Below are 15,637 nucleotides of genomic sequence, written 5' to 3' on the forward strand. Positions count from 1 at the left end.
GTGAAACGCCGCCTTCCCCCTCTGCTCGCGATGCGCGCCTTCGAAGCCGCGGGACGTCATGGCAACTTCACCGCGGCCTCCCATGAGCTCAGCGTCACCCAGGGCGCCATCAGCCGACAGGTCAAGATCCTGGAAGAGTTTCTTGCGGTCGAGTTGTTCCAGCGCGGCGCGCGCGGGGTGATCCTCACCCCGGCCGGCCGGCGCTACCTGACCATGGCGACCTCGGTACTCGACCAGATCGCCAATACGCGCTTCGACTACCCTGCCGAACCCGGCAAGCCGTTGTCGATCAGCGTGCTGTCTTCGTGTGCCAGCCTGTGGCTGCTGCAAAGGCTGGCCGAGTTCAACCGGCTGCATCCGGAGATCCGGCTGCATGTGTCGACGTCTCAAGAGCCCGTGAACTTCAAGCGCGATGGCGTGGACATCGCGCTGCGCCTCGGCCGTCTGCCGGGACGCGTGCCGGCGCCGCAGGACGCGCCCTTCTCCACCGACATGGTGCAGGACTGGAAAGGCATCGAGGCCCTGCACGTCTGGGACGAATACATTGCCCCGGTATGCAGCCGCCGGCTGGTCATGGGTGGCCATCGTCTTGAAGGCATCGACGACCTTGGCAAACTGACACTTATCCACAACGCCAGCCGCCCGGACCTATGGCACACATGGCTGCAAGCCAACGGAGCGACCCTGCCCGCGGAGGCCAAATCAATATGGGTCGGCCAGCGTTTCCTGGCCGTGCTGGCGACGCGCGAAGGTCAGGGCGTGGCATGTGTCGCCGCGGCCGACATCGACCTGCTGGAGTGGCGGCACGAGCTCTTCTTTCCTTTCGAGCGGCGGGTCCCCACGGGTGACGCCTACTACCTGCTTTATCGCTCGGACACCGCCCGCCAGCCGGAGATCCGCGCTTTCTCCACCTGGCTGTTGACGCTGCGACAGGTCGTCGGCGAGCAAGCCGCCAGCGGGGTGGTCCGGAGCCAGAAGGCAGCGCCTAACGTGGAGGCCGACCTTCGTGTGGAGTCCGACCTTCCTCCAGTTCTCCACGCCGCTCGATGATGCGCGCAACCAGCCCATACGCCACGGCATCCTCCGCCGGCATCCAATGATCGCGCTCGATATCCGCCAGGACCCGGTCCAGGGCCTGGCCAGTCTCGCGGGCGATGACCCGAGCGATACGTTCGCGCGCCTTGACGATCTCGCGAGCCTGGATGGCGATGTCGCTGGCCACGCCGCCGGCGCCGCCACTTGGCTGATGAATCAGGAAGCGCGTCTGCGGCAGGCAGAAGCGGCGCTCGCGCGGCGCGCCCAGATAAAGGTGAGTCGCGGCGCTGCCGACCCAGCCGGTGCCTATCATGTTGACCGGCGCGGCGATGAATCGAACCACATCGTGAACCGCGTCGCCCGACTCCAGATGCCCGCCAGGGGATGACACGATCATGTTGATGGGGGCGGCGGACTCCGCGTCCAGCGTCAGCAGGCGCCGCACGGTCTCGGACGCGGAAGCGTCCGTGATCGGGCCGAACACCAGCACCGTCCTGGTGCGGAACGCTTTCTCCTCCAGAAAGGTGCTGTTCTGGCCCGGCGCGGGCTGGGCGGGATGCTCCGGATCGTTGGCATGCAGGGCATTGAGGGACATAAGGCCAAACTCCTGTTCGTGTTAAGTTCACCCGCTATACGAATGAGCCGCTAGAAACGTGACATCTTCCCTGTCCTCCCATCCCCTGGCCCACGATGACGCGCTGCGCAAGCGCCTGGTCGCGCTGGCCCGGCGTTGGCTGGCCCAGGGCGCGGACGCGGAGGACCTGGTGCAAGATGCCTACCTGCGCACGGCCGCGGCGACGCTACCGCCTTCAGAGGCGGGCCGGGAAGCGTGGCTGGTCACCGTGTTGCATCACCTCTGCATCGACCTGCTGCGCCGTCAGGGCCGCTACCAGGCCATCCTGGTGGATCACGGGAACGCAGCCGGCGCCGGGCTGGATGAAGACAGTCCGCAAAGCCTGGCCGACCAGGCGCAGCAAGTGGAAGCCGCTCTCGCTCATCTAAGCCATACCCTGGCCCCGGCCGATGCGGCCGCGGTACTGCTGTACGAGATCTTCGAGTTCAGCCATGCCGAACTGGCAGCGTTGGCGGGACGCAGCGAGGATGCATCACGCCAGCATCTGCATCGGCTGCTGCGCCGGCTTCGTTCGTCAACCCCGCATGACCGCAGGTCGCCGCGCGACCAGGAAGACGAAGACGCGGGCTATCTATTCACCTTGTGCCGCCACGCGCTGGCCCAGCGCGACCCCGGCGGCCTCATCGCCCTTCTGCGCGCCAGCAATCCGGACATCATGGCGGTGCTGGCGAACACCCTTCCCGGCGACCCGGACAGCGCGATGGACGGCCGCCTGTGGCCCCGCATGCAGATTCAGAAGCTGCTTACCCTGCCCGCGTTCCTGCCTGAATCCGTAGCGGCCTAGCACGCCGCAGTGCCGACATCGTGGAACCCACGATGCCATCTTGCAACTTAAGGGAGTCTCGCCGCCTGCGGCGGCATCACTCCGACTTGGGCCAAGCATGGAACCGGTAAGTGTTAAGGCAATCTTGAACGATGCACATGGAAAAGTCCTGTTCGCCAGGAATCCGCGCGGCGAACTGGAGCTACCGGGAGGACGCCCAGAGCAAGGCGAAGCGCTTGAAGCCGCGCTAATTCGAGAAGTACGTGAAGAATGCGGCTTGCAGATCATCAACTCGGCTTACGTCGGAAGCCGATCTTGCGAGGTCATCCCGAACGCGAGAGTGCTGCTGGTATTTTTCCTGTGCACTTACATCGGCCGCAGCCCGGCATTGAGCGATGAACATTCCGAATTCCAGTGGATCGATACGCGCGGTGACAGGCCTCCGGAAATATCCGAGTTCTACTGGGAACATACGCTGCGCGCGCTCGCGATTTCGCCTGAAACTTCCGAGAAATATACGAAACCCGGCGTCATCGATTATCCGCTGAATACCGGCGAAGCCGACCGCCGTCGCCTTGCCATCCTGGCCGACGTCTACGACAAGGAAACCACAAGATTCATCGAGAAGCATCTTCCCGACCGGGGCCGCATTCTGGACGTGGGCGCCGGCCATGGCTCCGTCGCTCGATGGATGGCTGAACAGCGCCCATTGGCGACGGTCATAGGGCTGGACAAGAGCGATGAACAGGTGGAGGCCGCCAAGGCAGCCAACCGGTCCCTGGGGCTGGCGAACCTGCTGTTTCGAAGCGGCGATCTGTGCAACCTCGCCGGCAATCCGGTGCTCTCGGAGCCTTTCGACCTGATCACCTGCCGCTTCATCCTGATGCATCTTCCGAATCGAGAGCAGATCATCGACACGCTCCTGGGCCTCTTGAGCAAAACGGGCAGATTGGTGATCCAAGAGCCCACACTGGACAGTCCCTTCACATTACCGCCGCTGCATGCGTTCATCAGAGCCAACCAGGCCATACAAGCGTATGGCAAGCGCATAGGACTGGATTACGACTGCATACGCGATGTGTGGCGCACGGCTTGCAAGCCAGGCATACACATCAGAGAGGTCTGCTTCTCCCAACCTACGGTGTGGTCCCGCAAGCATAAAGAAATGATACGGCTGTCGTTCGACCAATTCCGTCCCAAACTGGTCGCCATGAGGCTGCTTGCACCCATGGAGGCAGACGAGATCGCCCAAGGCCTCGCCCGCGAGTACATGGATGAGCGCATCATCTCGGGGGGACTGCGAACCATACAGATCGCGCTCTCGCCGTGGCCTCCCGGCCGGAAAGCGCTGGACACGCCAGAGTCGGTAACGTGACCACGGCGACGTAAGGATCGCAAGGGTCCAGCCCACGGGCAAAGCGGCAAATCACCTCGCCACGCACGCCGCACCATGTTTCAATGCGGACACCTAGGTGTTGCCCAGCATTGCCCCTCATGATCCCTGATACCTCTCCGCAGCCGACGCGCCCGTCCGCCACGGCGCCCGCCGACTCCAGCGCGACAACCACGGGCCCTACCCTGTACGGCCGCGAAGCGCAGCTGCGGCAAGTGATCGACGCGCTGGCGCGGGTGCGAACGCACGGGGGCGCGGAGCTGGTGCTGATCTACGGCCCCGCGGGTTCGGGCAAGTCGGCGCTGGCCGAGGCACTGACCCGAACGGGCGGCCCGGCCCGGCATGTGGGTGGCAAGAGCGAACTGCAGCATCACGACATTCCCTACGCCTCGCTGGCCCAGGCCCTGCATTCGCTCACGCGCCTGGCCTTGAATTCGCCGTCCGCGGAGCGCGAGGAACTGCGACTGGCCTGGCTCGCCGCCCTGGCGGGACAAGGCCGCGCCGTCGCCGAAATCGTGCCGGAGATTCATCATGCGCTGGGCGCGACGGCGCCCCTGCCCAACGTTCCAGCGATCCGTGCGCTACGTCGCACCCAGGACGCGATCATCGCCACCCTGGGTGCCTTCGCCAGCCGCGCGGCGCCGCTGGTCCTGCACCTGGACGATATTCAGTGGGCCGACAGTTCGACCCTGGCTTTCCTGCAAACCTTCATCGCACGCGCGCCGCGCCACATCCTGATCGTGGCGACCTGCCGCAGCGGTGCGCCCGTCGACCCCGCCGCGGCATCCACCACCCGCGATCTCACCTGGCTGGACCACGCCCACCGCGCCCACGCCTTGCCGATCACCCGCATCACGCTCGCGCCGCTGGATGAAGACGCGCTGGGCGACATGGCCAGTGCCCACCTGAACACGGATCCCGCGCGTATCGTGGACCTGTGCAAGGTGCTGCAACGCGTGACGCGCGGCAATCCCCTCTTCATCCAGCAACTGCTGCGCGCGATGCTCGATGACAATGTCCTGCGCCGCGACGGCGACGACTGGGCCTGGGACGCGCAAGCGATGGCCGACCGCTACCCCGCCAACATCACCGACCTGATGGCGCGCCGCTTCGCGTCGCTGCCCAGCGCCGGCGCCTCGCTGATGGGACACCTGGCGTGCCTGGGCACCCACGCCCACACCAGCCTGCTGGCCCGCATCGCCGGCCGCGACGACGCCGCCGTCGACGCCTACTTGGCGCCCCTGGTGGCCACCGGTTTGCTGGTGCGGACCGGCATGGGCTACGCCTTCCTGCACGACCGTGTGCTGGAAGCGGCCTACGCCACCATTGCGCCCGAGGAGCGCCCCGCGCGCCACGCCCACATCGCCAGCGGCATGATCGAACACTACGGCCATCGGCTGGACGAGCACGCCTTCGCCATCTGCAATCAGATCGACTACACCGCTGGTCATCGGCTGACGGCACGGCAGCAGGTGGATTTTGCGCGGGCGCTGGTGGTCGCCGGCCGCCGCGCCAAGAACACGGCGGCACTGGAGCAGGCCATCCGCCATGTCGACGCGGCCCATGCCTTGATGCAGCCGGACTGGTGGGTAATGCACGAGCAGCTGGCCTACGACGCCAGCCTGCTGCGCTGCGAATGCCTGATGGCTCAGGCCGACGTTACCGGCGCGGAGCGCGAAATCGACGCCCTGCTCGCGCGCGTGCTGCCCGCCCTGAAACGCGCCGCCATCTATCGCCTGAAGGCCGAACTGCAAACCGTGCAGTCCGATTACGAAAGCGCCATCGCCACCGCGCTGGCCGGCCTGGACATGCTGGGCATCCGCCTGCAGAGACACCCCGACCCTGACGCGCTGCGCCAGGCGTACGACGCCGTGGCCCGCGCGCGCGGTACGCGCGACATCGCCAGCCTGGCGCTACTGCCACCTACTGATGAGCATCGCGTCCAGGCCGCCATGGGCCTGCTGTCCACGCTCATCTCGTCCCTCTTCGTCAAGGACGGCCTGAGCTTCCTCCATGTCGCGAAAATGGTGGAACTGACCTTGGAGCACGGCGTCACGCCGCAGTCCCCCTACGGCCTGGCCTGGTTCGGTGTGTTCATCGCAAGCCTGTACGACGAATACGAAGACGGCCTGGCCTATGCCCTGGCAGCGAAGGCGCTTATCGACAACCAGGGCTACGAAGCCGAACGCCTGGCCACGCTGGTGGCGGTGGACCAGGTCAGCCCCTGGACGCGGCCGCTGTGGTTCGCGCTGGACCACGTCCGCCAGGCGGTGCAACAGGGCCGTGCGTCGGGTGAGCTGGGCATGGCCTGCTACGCCGCCAACCATATCGTCTCCGACCTGCTGGCCATGGGCGAAGCGCTGCGCCTGGTGGAAGAAGAAATCGAACGCGGTCTGGCCCTGACCCGGCTGGTGCAGTATCGCGATATCGAACTCATCCTGCTGGCGCAACAGCGCTTCGTGCGCGCCCTGCTGGGCACCACGCCGGACGAGGCCGCCGACATGCCCCTGGCCGAGCGCCTGACCCAGAGCCGTTCCCAACCCACCCGCTTCTGGATCACGCTGTACGACGGCATGGCCCATGGCTACCTGGGCGAATGGGAGGCCGCCAAAGCCAGCCTGCTGATCGCCCATGATCTTGAATGGTCGGTACCCGCGCACATCAACGTGGCCGACTGCAAGCTATTCCTGGCCTTGGCCTTGGCCCGCACGCCGGCCACCGACGGCGACTGCGCCGCGCGCCTGACGGCCGTGGCGGGCCTGCGCGCGTTCTTCGACCGCTGGGCCGCGCGCAACCCGTTGACCTTCCGCGGCAAGCTGCTGCTGATCGACGCCGAACTGGCCCGTCTGCGCGGCGATGCCCTGGGGGCGCTGACGCATTACGAACAGGCCATCGAAGCCGCGCGGGTGGCCAGCTTCCCGCAAGAGCTGGCCCTGGCGCATGAACTGGCGGCGCAGTTGTGCGACGAACATGGGTTACGCACGGCCGCCGGCGAACACCTGCGCGCGGCCGAGGCCGGCTATCGCAGCCTGGACGGGGAGCACAAGGCGGACCGCATGGCGCACGCCTGGCGCCACGCGCGCCCTGCCGCTGCCGCGGGCCGGGGCGACCTGGACACGACCGTGGAAGCCGCCTGGGCCACGGGCCTGAAAGCGGCGCAAGCCCTGTCCGGTGAAGTCGTGATGGAGCGCCTGCTCGAATCGCTGATGACCAACATCGTGTCGTACGCCGGCGCGGAATATGGCCTGCTGATCCTGATGGGCCCCGACGGCCCGACCATCGAAGCGTCGGCGCGCGTGCTGCGGGATACGGTGTCGGTACACCTGGGCAGTTGCGCGCCCACGGACCACGCGCTACCCATGACGGTATTGCAAAGCGTGTTGCGCACCCGCCAGACCCTGGTGCTGGCCGATGCGACGCAGCAGGCGCCTTCGCTGCAGGACCTGGCGGACCCGCCGCGCCTGTTGCGTTCGGTGCTGTGCCTGCCGCTAGTGCGGGGCGGCGAACTGATCGGCGTGTTCTATCTGGAAAACAATGCCGCGGCCGGCGTCTTCGACGAAACGCGTACGGCCGCGCTGCAGGTGCTGGCGCCGCAGCTTGCCATCACCCTGCAGACCGCGCAGCTCTACGAGCGCCTGATCGGCGAAAACAACCGCCGCGCACGCGCGGAGCTGGATTTGCGCAATGCGCGTGCGGACCTGGCGCGCACCTCGCACCTGACAGTGATGGGCAGCCTGGCCGCGTCCATCGCACACGAGGTCAACCAGCCGCTGACGGCCATCATGGCATCGGTGGATGCCGGCGCACGCTGGCTCAAGCGCGCCACACCGGACATCGGCGAAGCCCTGGACGGCATGGAGCACGCCAGGCAAAACGCTTTGCGTGCCGCCGAGATCATTCGCGCGCTACGGGCCCTGGCCAAGCAGGCGCCTGCGCTACTGGAGCCGCTCAAGCCGGACACCATGCTGCACGAAGTGCTGGAAATGGTGCGGCTGGACATCGATGCGCGCGGGGTCAAACTGCGCCGCCATCTGCTGACCGGCGCGGCCACGGTCGACGCCGACCGGGTGCAGTTGCAGCAGGTCGTCCTGAACCTGATCACCAATGCCCTGGACGCCATGACGGACACGCCGCTGGCGGAACGGGAGCTGCAAGTGGCGTCGACGGTGCGGGACGACCGCATCGAGATCACCGTCAAGGACCGCGGCCCCGGTATCGATGCCGAGACCTTGCCACGTATTTTCGAGGCCTTTTATACAACCAAGCCGGACGGCATGGGCATGGGGCTGGCCATCAGCCGCTCGATCATCGAGGCCCACGGGGGAACGCTGGAGGTGCGCGCCCGACGCGACGGCGGCACGGCGTTCTGGTTTCAGCTGCCGCTCGGCATGCCGTCGGCAGGCGGCTGAGCGCGGGCTACTCGACCCGCACGCCCAATTGCTGGGCCATCAATACCAGGTCGGCGAAGGTGCGTGCCTTCATCTTGCGCATGGCCTGCCCGCGGTGGATCTTGACCGTGACCTCGCTGATGCCGATTTCGCCGGCGATCTGCTTGTTGAGCAGGCCCCGCACCGCCAGGCCCATGACCTCGGCTTCGCGCGGGCTCAGGTTCTGATGGCAGGCGCGCAGTTCATTGAGCCGGCGTGACCCCAGGCGCCGCTGACGGTCCTTGTCCAGCGCCGCCGTGACCGCGTCGAGCAGGTCCTGGTCGCGGAAAGGTTTGGTGATGAAATCGACGGCGCCTGCCTTCATGGCGGTGACGGTCATGGCGATATCGCCGTGGCCGGTCATGAAGATGATGGGGATTTCCACACCCAGCTGAGCCAGCCGCGCCTGCAGGTCCAGGCCGCTGGGGCCGCGCAGGCGGACGTCCAGCAGCAGGCAGCAGGCCGCGTCGGGCAGCGGGTCGTCGAGCAGCTCGGCGGCCGACGCATGCAGGCGCACGGGGATACCGACCGAACGGAACAGGCTGCCCAGCGCATGGCGCAGTCCGGCGTCGTCATCGACGATCAGGACGACGGCGTCGTCGATGGCAATCGGATCCAGGGGTTCGAGGGTCGCGGACGTCATAGTCGCGGATTATATAAGCGCGGGGCGGGCCGGGGGAGGTCCTGGCACCTATACCTTGGGATGATAGGCCGGGGTGCTTGCCACGGGGGCGTGACAGGCGTGTGGCACTGCGGGGCGTTTTGCCCTCTGGCGGGCGTGGCCGGGTAATACCATCGAACAATGGTTCGGACGGCCTGGGGCATCTAGTCTAGCGGCGGTCGCATCGCCAACCGCGACGCCGCTCTCTTCACTCCCTACAGGAATCGTGTCATGTCCAATCCCAAGCTCGAAGTGCTGACCCCGCAGAACAGCCAACTCATCTTCATCGATCAGCAACCGCAGATGGCCTTCGGCGTGCAATCGATGGATCGCCAGACGCTGAAGAACAATGTCGTGGGCCTGGCCAAGGCGGCGCGCGTGTTCAATGTGCCTACCACCATTACGACCGTCGAGACCGAGTCGTTCTCGGGCTATACCTTCCCCGAGCTGCTGGATGTATTCCCCGAGCAGAAAGTGCTGGAACGCACGTCGATGAATTCGTGGGACGACCAGAAGGTGCGTGACGCCCTGGCCGCCAACAAGCGCAAGAAGGTTGTGGTCGCCGGTCTGTGGACGGAAGTCTGCAACACCACGTTCGCGCTGTGCGCCATGCTGGAAGGCGAGTACGAAATCTATATGGTGGCCGACGCTTCCGGCGGCACCACCAAAGACGCGCACGACTACGCCATGCAGCGCATGGTCCAGGCCGGCGTGGTGCCGGTGACCTGGCAGCAAGTGCTGCTGGAATGGCAACGCGACTGGGCTCGTCGTGACAGCTACGACGCTGTGATGAATATTGCCAAGGAGCATTCTGGTGCTTACGGCATGGGCGTCGATTATGCGTACACGATGGTGCACGATGCTAAGCAGCGGACTGCTACTAGCCACGAAGCGTTAGCTCCGGTCCACGCGCCGGTGATCGCCCGTTGATTCAGGCTTTCTGCTGACGCAGGGGTCCATGTATTTATAGGGGGCTCCGCCCCCTACGGCCCCCGCCAAGGCAGGAGTTTTTAGGTAGCTCCGCCCCTAGCTCCCGCACGGTTTTCTTAGGGGCAGCCCCTCGCGGGGTCGCAGGGGCGGATCCCTCGCAGTTCCAGCCACCGCAGTGGTCGCAGGGGCGTAGCCCTCTGCGACTCCTCAGCGTGGGGACTGTAGGGGCGGAGCCCCTACGAAATACCTACCCCGCAGGGGTTATAGGGGGCGCAGCCCCCAATTCCTGAATATTCATACATAAAGAAGAAGACTCAACATGCAAACCGAAACCCAGAACGTCTCCCGCCGCAAAATGCTGGTCGCCGGCGCCACCTCCGTCGGCGCCGTCGCGGCCACCGCCCTTACCGCTACCGCCCAGGCCGCCGACAAGCACGCCGCCGCGCCCTCCCACGCAGGCAAGCACCAAGGCAACTACGTCGTCACCAAGGACGGCACCCGCATCTTCTTCAAGGACTGGGGCAAGGGCCGCCCCGTTGTGTTCTCCCACGGCTGGCCGCTGAACTCGGACGCCTGGGACAACCAGATGCTGTTCCTGGTGCAGAACGGCTTCCGCGTCATCGCCCACGACCGCCGCGGTCACGGCCGCTCGGACCAGCCGGCCCAGGGCAACGACATGGATACTTACGCCGACGACCTGGCCGCCGTCATCGACGCCCTGGACCTGAAGGACGCCACCCTGGTGGGCCACTCCACCGGCGGCGGCGAAGTCGCCCACTACATCGGCCGCCACGGCACCAAGCGTGTCGCCGGCGCGGTGCTGATCGGCGCAGTGCCCCCCATCATGATCAAGACCGCCAAGAACCCCAACGGCCTGCCCAAGGAAGTGTTCGACGGCATCCGCAAGGGCGTGGCCGACAACCGCTCCAAGTTCTACCAGGAGCTGGCCGTCCCCTTCTTCGGCTTCAACCGTCCCAACGCCAAGCCCGAAAAAGCCACTATCGACGCCTTCTGGGCGCAAGGCATGACCGGCAGCGTGCTGGGCCAATACCTGTGCGTGCGTGAATTCTCCGAAGTCGACTACACCCCCGACCTGGAAAAGATCGACGTGCCGACCCTGGTGCTGCACGGCTCCGACGACCAGATCGTGCCCATCGACGATTCGGGCCGCCTGTCGGCCAAGATCGTCAAGAAGGCCACGTTGAAGGTCATCGAGGGCGGCGCCCACGGCATGTGCGTGACCCAGGCCGACCAGATCAACGCTGAACTGCTGGCCTTCCTGAAGCGCTGATCCCTCAGCCACTCAATGCTCCAAAGCATGCGCCCCACCCCGGGGCGCATGCCCATTGCAGATCCGGCCAGCCCCCCCAACGCCGCCTGCAAGAAGACAGGCCCCTAGAGCAACCCCTCTTTTCGAGACTCCTGCCATGAACGCCACCGCCACGCCCGATCTCATCCTCGTCAACGGTAAATTCACCACGCTGGACCGTAGCTGCCCGCAAGCCGATGCCGTCGCCATCCACGACGGCCGCTTCACCGCGGTCGGCGAACGCGACGACATCATGCGGCTGGCCGGCGCCGGCACGCGCGTCGTCGACCTGCAAGGCCGCCGCGCCATCCCCGGCCTGATCGACAGCCACATGCACATCATCCGCGGTGGCCTGAACTACAACATGGAATTGCGCTGGGACGGCGTGCGCTCGCTGGCCGACGCCCTGCGCATGCTGAAGGACCAGGTCGACCGCACCCCGGCGCCGCAATGGGTGCGCGTGGTGGGCGGCTTCACCGAACACCAGTTCGCCGAGAAGCGCCTGCCGACCATCGAAGAAATCAATGCCATCGCGCCGGACACCCCGGTATTCATCCTGCACCTGTACGACCGCGCGATCCTCAACGCCGCCGCGCTGCGCGTGGTCGGCTACGGCAAGGACACGCCCAACCCGCCGGGCGGCGAGATCGTGCGCGACGCGCAGGGCAATCCCACCGGCCTGCTGCTGGCCAAACCCAACGCCACCATTCTCTATGCCACGCTGGCCAAGGGCCCGAAGCTGCCGCCCGAGTACCAGAAGAACTCGACCCGCCATTTCATGCGCGAGGTCAATCGCCTGGGCGTGACGGGCGTGATCGACGCCGGCGGCGGCTTCCAGAACTATCCCGATGACTACAACATCATCGAAGAGCTGCATAAGGAAGGCAACCTGACGGTGCGCCTGGCCTACAACCTGTTCACGCAGAAACCCAAGGAAGAACTGGCCGACTTCAAGAACTGGTCGGACAAGGTCAAGCCCGGCCAGGGCGACGACCTCTATCGCCACAACGGCGCGGGCGAAATGCTGGTCTACACCGCGGCCGACTTCGAGGACTTCCGCGTGGAACGTCCCGACATGGCGCCTTCGATGGAAAGCGACCTGGAACCGGTGATCCGCCTGCTGGCCGAAAAGCGCTGGCCGTGGCGCCTGCATGCGACCTACGATGAAACCATCTCGCGCGCCCTGGATGTCTATGAAAAAGTCGCCCGCGACGTCCCCTTCGAAGGCCTGAACTGGTTCTTCGACCACGCCGAGACCATCACCGACCGCAACATCGACCGCATCGCGGCGCTGGGCGGCGGCATCGCCGTGCAGCATCGCATGGCCTACCAGGGTGAATACTTCGTCGAACGCTACGGTTCACGCGCTGCCGAAGCCACGCCGCCGATCCGCAAGATGCTGGAACGGGGCGTCAAGGTGGGCGCGGGCACCGACGCCACCCGGGTCGCCTCCTACAACCCCTGGGTCTCGCTCTACTGGCTGACCACGGGCAAGACCGTCGGCGGCATGCAGCTCTATCCCCAGGCCAACGTCATGGACCGCGAAACCGCGCTGCGCCTGTGGACCGAAGCCAATACCTGGTTCTCGTCGGAAGTCGGCAAGAAAGGCCAGATCAAGCCCGGGCAGCTGGCTGACCTGGCCGTGTTGTCGGCCGACTATTTCCACGTGCCGGGCGACGAAATCCAGGACATCACGTCGGTGCTGACCGTGCTGGGCGGCAAGGTGGTCCATGGTGAAGGCGACTACGACGACCTGGCGCCGGAACTGGCACCGCCGATGCCGGACTGGTCGCCGGTGCGCCACGTGGGCGGTTATCAGGCGCGCGCCAACCTGAGCAGCGCGAAGATGATGCCGGTGTGCGCGTGCGACAGCGCCTGCGGCGTGCACGGGCATACGCACTCGAACGCGTGGGCCACTCAGACCCCGACCTCCCAGGAAAGCACTTTCTGGGGCGCGCTGGGCTGCTCCTGCTGGGCGTTCTGACATTCCCCGGAGATGACACCATGACCGTGATATCCAGGATGCCGGCGGCGGCATCGAACGCACATCGCCATTCCACCCGCTACAGCGCGCTGTGGTGGCTGGGCCTCTTGCTGCTGTGCGCGCCGTATCTGCAAGGCGGCCTGGTCAAGTTGACCGACTTCGACAGCGCGCTCGCCGAAATCCAGCATTTCGGCCTTGCATCGTCGGGGCTGGCGACCACGGTCATGGCCATCGGCACCATCGCTCTGGAGTTGGGCGCTTCGGTGCTGGTGCTATCCGGACGCGGCCGCAGCCTGGGCGCGCTGGCGCTGGGCGCCTTCACCTTGATGGCCACTTTCATCGCCAACCGCTACTGGATGGCCCCGCCCGCGGAACGCTTCGCGCAGGCCAACAGCTTCTACGAGCACCTGGCGCTGACGGGCGCCTGGCTGTTGGTGGCGGTGGCCAGCCGGCCGGGGCGGGGTAAGACCAGCCACGCAGGAAATACCCACTGATGACCGCATCCTCCTCTTCTCCCACCGCGGCGGCCAAGGCCAAGCCTTTCGCGCCGCTCGCCCACGCGACCTTCGCCGTGCTGTGGGTGGCTACCATCATGGGCAACGTCGGCAGCTTCATGCGCGACGTCGCCAATGCCTGGCTGGCCACGGAACTGTCCAGTTCGCCGACCGCGGTGGCCGCCATCCAGGCCGCCGCGACCTTGCCTATCTTCCTGTTGGCGATTCCCGCCGGCGTGCTGTCCGACATCCTGGATCGCCGCCGGTTTCTGATCGTGATCCAGGTCGCCCTGGGCCTGGTCAGCGGCACGCTGATGGTGCTGGCCTGGCGCAACGCGCTGACCATCGAGATCCTGATCGTCATGGCTTTCGTGGGTGGTATCGGCGCCGCCATGATGGGGCCGACCTGGCAATCCATCGTGCCGGAACTGGTGCCTCGTACGGAATTGCGCAGCGCCGTGGCGCTCAATGGACTGGGCGTGAACATCGCGCGCGCCATCGGGCCGGCCACCGGTGGCGTACTGCTGGCCGCCTTCGGCGCGGCCGCGACGTATGCGGTGGACTTCGTCAGCTACATCCTGGTGATAGGCGCGCTGATCTGGTGGCGGCGGGCCCCCCGCGCCAGCGATCCCCTGCGTGAACACTTCTTCGGCGCGCTGCGCGCCGGCCTGCGCTACACCCGCGCGCACAGCAAGCTGCATGTGGTGCTGCTGCGCGCGACGGTGTACTTCATCTCCGGCAGCGCCATCTGGGCCCTGCTGCCCCTGGTCGCGCGCCAGGTGTTCGGCGGCGGCGCGGGCCTGTACGGCCTGTTGCTGGGTATGGTCGGCGGCGGGGCCATCGTCGGCGCTCTGCTGCTGCCGCGCCTGCAAGCGTGGCTGAATTCAGATCGCCTGCTGCTGGCCGCCGCGGCCGCCACGGCGGTGTCCATGGGACTGCTCAGCCTGGCGCCGCCCCTGGCGCTGGCCCTGCCGCTCTTCCTGCTGTTGGGCGTGGCGTGGATCGCCGCGCTGACCACCCTGGGTGGCGTGGCGCAGGCGATCCTGCCGGACTGGGTGCGCGGCCGCGCGCTGGCCGTGTACCAGATGGTGTTCAACGGCGCCCTCGCCGCCGGCAGCCTGATCTGGGGCGCGGTGGCGCAGAACGTCGGCGTGCCGATGGGCTTGCTGGCCGCCGCCGTGTTCCTGCTGGTGACGTCGCTGCTGGCGCACCGCCTGCGCCTGCCGCAAGGCGAGGAAGATCTGGCGCCGTCGCAGGCATGGCCCGATCCGCGCATGGCCGTGCCGGTCGAAGCCGACCGCGGTCCCGTCCTGATCCAGATCGACTATCGCGTCGCGCCGGAAGACCGGCAGGAATTCCTGCGCACGGTGAACCGCCTGTCCGAAGAACGGCGGCGCGATGGCGCCTTCAACTGGTGCGTGATGGACGATCCCAACGATCCCGAACGCCTGGTCGAGTGGTTCCTGGTCGAATCCTGGGCCGAGCACCTGCGCCAGCACCGGCGCGTTCACAACGCGGATGCGGATCTGCAACGCGAATTGCTGCGTTTCCATCGAGGCGACGCACCACCCAAGGTGCAGCATTTGTTGGGGCTCACGCTACCCCGGTGACCTCGGTATTGACTCATAACGACATTCAAGGAAATCCCATGAAGCTTTACATCGTTTCGCTGGCCGCCGGCATCCTGGTCGGTATCATCTACGCCGTGATAAACGTACGCTCGCCCGCGCCCCCGGTGGTCGCGCTGATCGGGCTGCTGGGGATGTTGATCGGCGAACAGGTAGTACCGCCGGCACGGCGCTTGCTCAATGGCGAGCCCGTCACGCTGTCCTGGTTCCACCAGGAGTGCGTGCCGCACATCACGGGTGTCGCCGCCGCCCCCAAGGCCGATACCCCTCCATCAGAAAAGTCATGATTCTCTTTACCCGTGCCACCGCTACAAATCCAGGCCTATACCTAGGTATGGCTGTCGCGGCGGCGCGGGAGTGTTTATCCTTGTTGCAAAGG

The 15,637-nt window shown here is 66.3% G+C and carries 12 protein-coding genes; 10 read left to right on the plus strand and 2 right to left on the minus strand.

Annotated elements, in window-relative coordinates; genetic code table 11:
* Positions 1 to 1,050, plus strand: a complete 1,050-nt coding sequence (locus ASB57_RS17320) for a LysR substrate-binding domain-containing protein (protein ID WP_197424748.1) — start codon at positions 1 to 3, stop codon at positions 1,048 to 1,050.
* On the opposite strand, the gene ASB57_RS17325 is transcribed toward ASB57_RS17320, so the two are convergent.
* A complete protein-coding gene (locus tag ASB57_RS17325; protein ID WP_057653350.1) occupies positions 986 to 1,630 on the minus strand; it encodes an ATP-dependent Clp protease proteolytic subunit in 645 nt (214 codons plus the stop codon). The two genes, ASB57_RS17320 and ASB57_RS17325, sit on opposite strands and share 65 nt — an antisense overlap.
* 58 nt (positions 1,631 to 1,688) lie before the next feature.
* Here ASB57_RS17325 and ASB57_RS17330 point away from each other — a divergent pair, with 58 nt between their 5' ends.
* The 3 genes from ASB57_RS17330 (at position 1,689) to ASB57_RS17340 (ending at position 8,234) form a co-directional block, all read left to right on the plus strand.
* Positions 1,689 to 2,453, plus strand: coding sequence for an RNA polymerase sigma factor (locus ASB57_RS17330; protein WP_057653351.1), 765 nt, complete (start codon positions 1,689 to 1,691; stop codon positions 2,451 to 2,453).
* Positions 2,454 to 2,550: 97 nt separating this feature from the next.
* Positions 2,551 to 3,807 carry a methyltransferase domain-containing protein gene (locus tag ASB57_RS31365; RefSeq protein ID WP_197424750.1) on the plus strand — a complete coding sequence of 419 codons (1,257 nt, stop codon included), beginning with the start codon at positions 2,551 to 2,553 and terminating at the stop codon, positions 3,805 to 3,807.
* A gap of 119 nt (positions 3,808 to 3,926) precedes the next feature.
* Positions 3,927 to 8,234: an AAA family ATPase gene (locus ASB57_RS17340; protein WP_057653353.1), complete on the plus strand. Its 4,308-nt coding sequence runs from the start codon at positions 3,927 to 3,929 to the stop codon at positions 8,232 to 8,234.
* A 7-nt stretch (positions 8,235 to 8,241) separates the two neighbouring features.
* Here ASB57_RS17340 and ASB57_RS17345 read toward each other — a convergent pair whose 3' ends face one another.
* A complete protein-coding gene (locus ASB57_RS17345; protein WP_057653354.1) occupies positions 8,242 to 8,895 on the minus strand; it encodes a response regulator transcription factor in 654 nt (217 codons plus the stop codon).
* A 249-nt stretch (positions 8,896 to 9,144) separates the two neighbouring features.
* Between ASB57_RS17345 and ASB57_RS17350 the strand changes: the two genes are divergently transcribed.
* The 6 genes from ASB57_RS17350 (at position 9,145) to ASB57_RS17375 (ending at position 15,545) form a co-directional block, all read left to right on the plus strand.
* A complete protein-coding gene (locus tag ASB57_RS17350) occupies positions 9,145 to 9,843 on the plus strand; it encodes a hydrolase (RefSeq protein ID WP_057653355.1) in 699 nt (232 codons plus the stop codon).
* Between the two features lie 319 nt (positions 9,844 to 10,162).
* Complete coding sequence (locus ASB57_RS17355) at positions 10,163 to 11,134, plus strand: alpha/beta fold hydrolase (RefSeq protein WP_057653356.1); 972 nt, start codon at positions 10,163 to 10,165, stop codon at positions 11,132 to 11,134.
* A 136-nt stretch (positions 11,135 to 11,270) separates the two neighbouring features.
* The gene (locus ASB57_RS17360) at positions 11,271 to 13,136 is read left to right on the plus strand and encodes an amidohydrolase (RefSeq protein WP_057653357.1); all 1,866 of its coding nucleotides are present in this window, start codon (positions 11,271 to 11,273) and stop codon (positions 13,134 to 13,136) included.
* 20 nt (positions 13,137 to 13,156) lie between these two features.
* The gene (locus ASB57_RS17365) at positions 13,157 to 13,630 is read left to right on the plus strand and encodes a DoxX family protein (protein ID WP_057653358.1); all 474 of its coding nucleotides are present in this window, start codon (positions 13,157 to 13,159) and stop codon (positions 13,628 to 13,630) included.
* Positions 13,630 to 15,240: an MFS transporter gene (locus ASB57_RS17370; protein ID WP_057653359.1), complete on the plus strand. Its 1,611-nt coding sequence runs from the start codon at positions 13,630 to 13,632 to the stop codon at positions 15,238 to 15,240. Before ASB57_RS17365 ends, ASB57_RS17370 begins: the two co-directional genes overlap by 1 nt.
* Positions 15,241 to 15,278: 38 nt before the next feature.
* Positions 15,279 to 15,545: a XapX domain-containing protein gene (locus ASB57_RS17375; RefSeq protein WP_057653360.1), complete on the plus strand. Its 267-nt coding sequence runs from the start codon at positions 15,279 to 15,281 to the stop codon at positions 15,543 to 15,545.
* The last annotated feature ends 92 nt before the right edge of the window (positions 15,546 to 15,637 follow it).

The organism is Bordetella sp. N (assembly GCF_001433395.1).
Lineage (GTDB): Bacteria > Pseudomonadota > Gammaproteobacteria > Burkholderiales > Burkholderiaceae_B > Bordetella_C.